Origin of the sequence: Lutibacter sp., assembly GCF_030692605.1 — a bacterium.
Lineage (GTDB): Bacteria > Bacteroidota > Bacteroidia > Flavobacteriales > Flavobacteriaceae > Lutibacter.
This window is the reverse complement of record NZ_JAUYUD010000066.1, coordinates 1-4,846: the sequence shown is the minus strand read 5'-3', so window position 1 is coordinate 4,846 and position 4,846 is coordinate 1. Positions and strand designations below refer to the sequence as shown.

Here is a 4,846-nt window from a genome sequence, read left to right as displayed (position 1 = left end):
CTAAATCTTTTCAAGGTTTTAAAACAAGAATTTTAGCAAAAATAACAGCTTTAACATTGGTTCAATACATCAATAAATTTATATTTGACAGACCAATAAATAATATTAAAACGCAAATAATTTAATTACACCCAACGGGTTAATCTAATATTTTTTTAGACTACAACTTTTAGATATATTTGATTAAAAAGTGGCATCTTTATCTTAATCAACAAATATAATTTAAATTGTTTTATTTTTGAATAATGCACAATAGTTTATGATTGTTATTTTAAAATATCTAATTCCAAATTCCTACAGTGGTCTTGCCATTTATCCTTTTATATTTTTAAAAGAAAGAAAATTAGAAGAAAATAAACCTCTTCTAAACCACGAAAGAATTCATTTACAGCAGCAAAAAGAATTGTTATGGGTTTTCTTTTTTGTTTGGTACTTTATTGAATTTATTATACTTCTTTTAAAATTTAAAAACAGAAATAAAGCCTATAAAAATATTAGTTTTGAAAAAGAAGCTTATAAAAATGAAGAAAACCTACTATATTTAAATCAAAGAAAATTTTATTCTTTTTTAAAATACCTATAATAAGGTGAAATTTAACGCCATTTAGTAAGCCAAATTAAAAATCAAAATTAAACACAAAAAAGTATAACCTCTATTATTACAAAATACTTACTAAATTTAATTAAATTGCGGGACTAGAATTAAACTTTTTTATGGAGCAGATTACACCTTATAAACCAAAAAATAAAGTACGAATTGTAACTGCAGCATCCCTTTTTGATGGACACGATGCAGCTATTAATATCATGCGAAGAATTATTCAAGCAACAGGTGTTGAGGTTATTCATTTAGGTCATGACAGAAGCGTTGAAGAAGTCGTAAACTGTGCAATTCAGGAAGATGCAAATGCCATTGCCATGACTTCTTACCAAGGCGGTCATAATGAGTATTTTAAATATATGTGTGATTTATTGAAAGAGAAAAGTGCATCTCATATTAAAATATTTGGTGGTGGCGGTGGCGTAATTCTTCCTTCAGAAATTAAAGATTTAATGGAATATGGGGTTACAAGTATTTATGCTCCTGATGACGGAAGACGAATGGGATTGCAAGGAATGATAAATGATATGATTGAGCAATGTGATTTTCCTGTTCCATCCCTAATTCTGCCTAAGGGAAAGGAAATAATTGATAGCTTAAAAAATAAAAATACAAATACCATTGCGCGTTTAATTTCAATTGCTGAAAATAGACACGAAGAATTTCAACAATTATTTTCTCCTTTAAAGAAATTAGGAGCTAATATTCCTGTTTTGGGAATTACAGGAACTGGAGGTTCTGGAAAATCTTCTACAGTTGATGAATTAGTAAGAAGATATTTAATTGATTTCCCTTTAAAAACCATAGCAATTGTCTCTGTTGATCCTTCAAAAAAGAAAACTGGAGGTGCTTTATTGGGGGATAGAATTAGAATGAATGCTATTAATAATGATCGTGTTTATATGCGTTCATTAGCAACCCGACAATCAAATTTGGCTTTATCAAAACACGTGAGTGATGCCATTGCTATTTTAAAAGTTGCTGGTTATGATTTGATTATTTTAGAAACTTCAGGAATTGGGCAAAGTGATACTGAGATTATTGACCATTCTGATGTTTCTTTGTATGTAATGACTCCTGAATACGGCGCTGCAACTCAATTGGAAAAAATTGACATGATTGATTTTGCGGATGTAATTGCACTCAATAAATTTGATAAACGTGGTGCTTTAGACGCCTTGCGTGATGTTAAAAAGCAATACCAGCGTAATCATAATTTATGGGATTCTAATGTAGATTCTATGCCTGTTTATGGCACAATTGCTTCACAATTTAACGATCCCGGCACCAATGAATTATACAGCGTTTTAATTAAAAAACTCGATGAAAAAACAGGGACAAATTTCAATAGTACTTTTGAAGTTTCTGATGCAATGAGTGAAAAACAATTTATAATTCCTCCAAATAGAACGCGTTACTTATCTGAAATAACTGAAAATAATAGAGCGTATAGCAAAGCTAGTAGCACACAAAAAGAAGTTGCACAAAAATTATATGGTATTTATAAAACTATAGAAACTATCACAGGCGTCAAACTGAGCCTGTCGAAGTTTGGGATAGAAAAAGATAGTCTTCAACAAGCCCAGACTGACAACAATAAAGACTTTTTAAAATTGTTAGTTTCTGAATTTGACCGTGTTAAAATGGACTTAAATCCACATAACTGGAATCTTATTTTAAACTGGGAAACAAAAAAACAATCGTATAAAAACGAAATTTATTCTTATAGAGTTCGTGATAAAGAAATTTGTATAAAAACACATAGTGAATCACTTTCACATTTACAGATTCCGAAAATAGCTTTACCAAAATATGAAGCCTGGGGAGATATATTATTTTGGTCTTTAGAAGAAAATGTTCCTGGTGAATTTCCATATACTTCGGGGCTTTTTCCTTTTAAAAGAATGGGTGAAGATCCAACAAGAATGTTTGCTGGTGAAGGTGGGCCAGAACGTACCAACAGACGTTTTCATTATGTTAGTTTAGGCTTGCCTGCAAAACGTTTATCTACTGCTTTTGATTCCGTTACCTTATATGGAAACGACCCAGATATTAGACCAGATATTTATGGGAAAATTGGAAATGCCGGTGTCTCCATTTGTTGTTTAGATGATGCTAAAAAATTGTATTCAGGTTTCGATTTGACGGATCCAATGACTTCAGTTTCTATGACTATAAATGGTCCTGCTCCAATGATGTTGGCATTTTTCATGAATGCTGCCATTGATCAGGAATGTGAAAAATATATTACTATTAATGGTTTAGAAACAGTAATTGAATCAAAAATAAAAGCAATTTACACTAAAAAAGGTGTTGATAGACCAAAATATCAAGGTGAATTACCTGAAGGAAATAGCGGTTTAGGATTAATGCTTTTAGGTGTAACAGCTGATGAAGTTTTACCAAAAGAAGTTTATCAAAAAATTAAAAACGAAACCATTACAACTGTTAGAGGTACTGTTCAGGCTGATATTTTAAAAGAAGATCAAGCTCAAAATACGTGTATTTTTTCAACAGAATTTGCGTTGCGTTTAATGGGAGATGTTCAAGAATATTTTATTACCAATAATGTTCGTAATTTTTATTCAGTTTCTATTTCAGGATATCATATTGCGGAAGCTGGTGCAAATCCAATTTCTCAGTTAGCATTTACATTAGCAAATGGGTTTACCTATGTTGAGTATTATTTATCGAGAGGAATGGACATTAACAAATTTGGGCCAAACTTATCATTCTTCTTTTCAAACGGTGTAGATCCTGAATATGCAGTAATTGGTAGAGTTGCTCGTAAAATTTGGGCGAAAGCTATGAAAAATAAATACGGAGCAAACCCAAGAGCTCAAATGTTAAAATATCATATTCAAACATCTGGCAGAAGTTTACACGCTCAAGAAATTGATTTTAATGATATAAGAACTACTCTTCAGGCATTGTATGCTATTTACGACAATTGCAACAGTTTACATACCAATGCGTATGATGAAGCAATTACAACCCCTACCGAAGAAAGTGTTAGAAGAGCTATGGCAATTCAGTTAATTATTAATAAAGAATTAGGTTTGGCAACCAATGAAAACCCTATTCAAGGTTCATTTATTATTGAAGAATTAACAGATTTGGTGGAAGAAGCAATTTATGCTGAATTTGATAGAATCACAGAACGCGGCGGAGTTCTTGGAGCAATGGAAACCATGTACCAACGCAGTAAAATACAAGAAGAAAGTTTGTACTATGAGACTTTAAAACACAATGGTGAATTTCCGATTATTGGTGTAAATACTTTTTTAAGCAGTAAGGGTTCTCCAACTGTTTTACCACAAGAAGTAATTAGAGCAACTGAAGAAGAAAAGCAATATCAAATTACAGTTGTAGAAAATTTGAATACAGGAAACCGTGAAGCAGTTTTAAAACATGTTGAGCTATTGAAACAAAAATCTATCAACAATGAAAATATTTTTGAGCAATTAATGGAAGCTTGTAAAGTATGCTCAATAGGTCAAATTACGGAGGCTTTATTTAAAGTTGGCGGGCAATATAGAAGGAATATGTAAAGTTTTTTATTTTAAATGCATCTTTTTAGTCATTTCCTTGTCTACTAGGTGAATTTAAAATTTAATATTATGAAAATTAAAAGCGAATGTATTTGCAACTGTGAATCTTGCAAAAGTGGTAACTGCGAAAACTGTTCTTGTGAAAATTGCAATTGTACAAATTGTAACTGCTAGAAAATGACAACAAATCAGGTTTGGAATAATTATTCAACAGATTTAAAACAATTTATCATCAGTAAAGTAAAAGACACTACTATTGCTGATGATATTTTGCAGGAAACATTTATCAAAATCCATACAAAACTTCACACTTTAAAAGACTTAAATAAATTAAAATCTTGGATATTTTCTATTGCTAGAAATTCAATTTTAGATTATTTCAATTCTCAAAATAAAACAATCGAAGCTCCTTATTTGGAAAGTGATAATGAACTTGAAGAGATAATGCATACAGAAAAAGATTGCTTACATGGAATCCTAAAAACTCTACCTAAGAAATATAGAGACCCTTTATTTTTATCTGATATAAAAGGCATTAAACAAAATGAAATAGCTATTAACCCGACGGCATTATATCTATAATTATCAAGCTGCATATTGAATATCTTTATGATTGAAATATTTTTGAACTCTATCTGGATTTTGAACTAACATTTGCATATGGTTTTCTAAATTTTCTTTAAGTTTTTCATGG

At 30.6% G+C, this 4,846-nt stretch carries 3 protein-coding genes and 1 pseudogene; all 4 read left to right on the top strand.

All coding sequences use genetic code 11. The features are described from left to right. Positions 1-125 (top strand): annotated as a pseudogene (locus tag Q8S45_RS06340) (IS982 family transposase); the annotation flags it as partial. A 134-nt stretch (positions 126-259) separates the two neighbouring features. Next, on the top strand, positions 260-583 hold the full coding sequence (locus tag Q8S45_RS06335) for a hypothetical protein (protein ID WP_305602477.1): 324 nt from the start codon (positions 260-262) through the stop codon (positions 581-583). 131 nt (positions 584-714) lie between these two features. Next, positions 715-4,152 (top strand): methylmalonyl-CoA mutase family protein, encoded by a 3,438-nt coding sequence (locus tag Q8S45_RS06330; RefSeq protein WP_305602474.1) that lies wholly within the window; start codon positions 715-717, stop codon positions 4,150-4,152. 177 nt (positions 4,153-4,329) lie between these two features. Further along, entirely contained in the window at positions 4,330-4,734 is a 405-nt protein-coding gene (locus Q8S45_RS06325) for a sigma-70 family RNA polymerase sigma factor (protein WP_305602472.1), read from the top strand. Positions 4,735-4,846: the final 112 nt, after the last annotated feature.

Excerpts from the sequence above, each read along its gene's own strand:
- Q8S45_RS06330 (WP_305602474.1), top strand. The coding sequence starts at position 715 with ATGGAGCAGATTACACCTTATAAACCAAAAAATAAAGTACGAATTGTA.
- Q8S45_RS06335 (WP_305602477.1), top strand. The coding sequence starts at position 260 with ATGATTGTTATTTTAAAATATCTAATTCCAAATTCCTACAGTGGTCTT.
- Q8S45_RS06325 (WP_305602472.1), top strand. The coding sequence starts at position 4,330 with ATGACAACAAATCAGGTTTGGAATAATTATTCAACAGATTTAAAACAA.